General features: G+C 63.5%; 2 protein-coding genes. Both read left to right on the top strand.

The genetic code is table 11. The annotated features are described in order from the left end of the window. A partial coding sequence (locus AC1DWI_RS20295) for a helix-hairpin-helix domain-containing protein (protein ID WP_477725589.1) occupies nucleotides 1-1156 on the top strand: 1156 nt, incomplete at its 5' end. 124 nt (nucleotides 1157-1280) lie between these two features. Continuing rightward, nucleotides 1281-2271 (top strand): patatin-like phospholipase family protein (locus AC1DWI_RS20290; protein ID WP_477725588.1); only part of this gene is annotated, 991 nt, incomplete at its 3' end.

The raw sequence follows: 2271 nt of genomic DNA, 5'->3' as shown, positions 1-2271 counted from the left end.
GCTGGCAGCGGACCTGATCAAGGGAATGGCCAAAGTGGAACAGGCCATTGAAAAAGTCGTGGTCAGCGAGGCCGGTGCCTCCATTTATTCAGCCAGTGAATTCGCTTCGCAGGAAATGCCMGACGTGGACGTGAGCCTGCGCGGCGCGGCCAGCATTGCGCGCCGCCTGCAAGACCCCCTGGCCGAGCTCGTCAAGATCGACCCGAAATCGATCGGCGTCGGCCAGTACCAGCACGACGTGAACCAGAGCGACCTGGCGCGCAGCCTGGACACCGTGGTCGAAGACTGCGTGAACAGCGTCGGCGTAGACCTGAACACCGCCAGCGTGCCGCTGCTGGCGCGCGTGTCGGGCCTGTCGCAAACGGTGGCCAAGTCGGTGGTGCGCTGGCGTGATGCCAATGGCGCGTTTGCCAGCCGTGCCGATTTGCTCAAGGTGACCGGCCTGGGCGCCAAGACTTTTGAGCAGAGCGCCGGCTTCTTGCGCCTGCGCAGCAGCAGCAACCCGCTGGACATGACCGGCGTGCACCCCGAAACCTACCCGGTGGTCGAAAAGATCATGGTGCACACCGGCAAGCCGGTGGCCGAGCTCATGGGCCGGGCCGAGATGCTCAAGACCCTGAAGCCCGAGCTGTTTGCCAACGAGCAGTTCGGCGTGATCACCGTCAAGGACATCATTGCCGAACTTGAAAAACCCGGCCGCGACCCGCGCCCCGACTTCAAGGTGGCCCGCTTCAACGACGGTGTGGAAGACATCAAGGATTTGAAGGAAGGCATGACGCTGGAAGGTACGGTCAGCAATGTGGCCGCCTTCGGCGCCTTCATCGACATCGGCGTGCACCAGGATGGTCTGGTCCACGTGAGCCAGCTTTCCAACAAGTTCGTGACCGACGCGCGTGAGGTGGTAAAAACCGGCGACATCGTCAAGGTGCGCGTCACCGAAGTCGATGTGGCGCGCAAGCGCATTGGCCTCACCATGAAACTCGACGCCGCACCGGCCCGCCGCGACGGCCCGCGTGACAACCGCTTTGAAAGCGCGCGGCCGCCGGGCGGGCAAAACCGCGGCGGCAACTATGGAGGCCGCCCAGGCGCACCACAACCGGCCGCCGCGACAGCCATGGAGTCGGCCTTCAGCAAGCTGGCGGCACTGAAGAAATAATTGTGCGCATGACGTCAGGTCGCCAGGAAGACATGATTTGACCTATTTTTAAGGTTGAATCAGGCCCGGGCGCTTGATTGACGGGCGCAACCAGCTATCAAAACAATAGCAACCATCCACCTTCATGCAAGCCCTCCGCATCTACGCCGGTCCCAAGGCACGCCGGTATATCGAGAAAAACGGCCTCAAGCCGGCAGACATTGCCGTTGTACCCGGGGCGGCTGGCGGGCCCAAGGGCTTGATCCTTGGCGCACTGGACCGCTTTATCTTTGGTGACTGGCTGGCGCAAAGCAGCCATCCGGTGGACCTGGTGGGTGCGTCCATAGGCGCGTGGCGCATGGCCACGGCCTGCCTGGACAACCCTGCGGCCGCATTCCAGCGCCTCGAAACCGATTACATCCACCAGCATTACGAACTCAAGCCCGGCCAGAAGCGCCCGACCGCCGATGCCGTCAGTGAGCAGTTCGGCCAGAGCCTGAAGGTTTTCTACGGGGGCCGGGTGCAGGAAGTGATTGGCCATCCCCGCTATCGGCTGCACATCGTCACCTCGCGTGGCCGCCACATGCTGGGCCGTGAGCACAAGGTGGCCACGCCGCTGGGCTACTTTGGCGCATTCCTCACCAACAGCCTGCACCGCAAGGCCATGGGCGCGTGGCTGGAGCGCGTGGTGTTTTCCACGCAGAACGCTTCCTTGCCGTTTTCAACGGCCGACTACCGGACCCGCCAGGTGCCGATGGACGAAGCCAATTTTCAGCCGGCGCTTCAGGCCAGCTGTTCCATCCCCTTTGTGCTGCGCTCCGTGCGCAACATCCCCGGTGCGCCGCCCGGCGCCTATTGGGACGGTGGCATCACCGACTACCACCTGCACCTGAACTATCACCGCGGGGGCCCGGCAGGGGAGGCGGGGTCATCGCCGGGATTGGTGCTGTACCCGCATTTCCAGAGGGCCGTGGTGCCTGGCTGGCTCGACAAGGGCCTGAAGTGGCGGCACGGAGCCACACATTTTCTGGACAATATGGTGCTGCTCGCCCCCAACCCGGACTGGATCAAGACATTGCCAGGCGGAAAGCTTCCGGACCGCGCGGACTTCATGCGCTACGGCCCCGATATCCAGG

The organism is Polaromonas sp. P3_C2 (assembly GCF_056402675.1).
The sequence above is the reverse complement of the archived record's forward strand: the minus strand, read 5'-3'. Positions and strand labels throughout refer to the sequence as shown.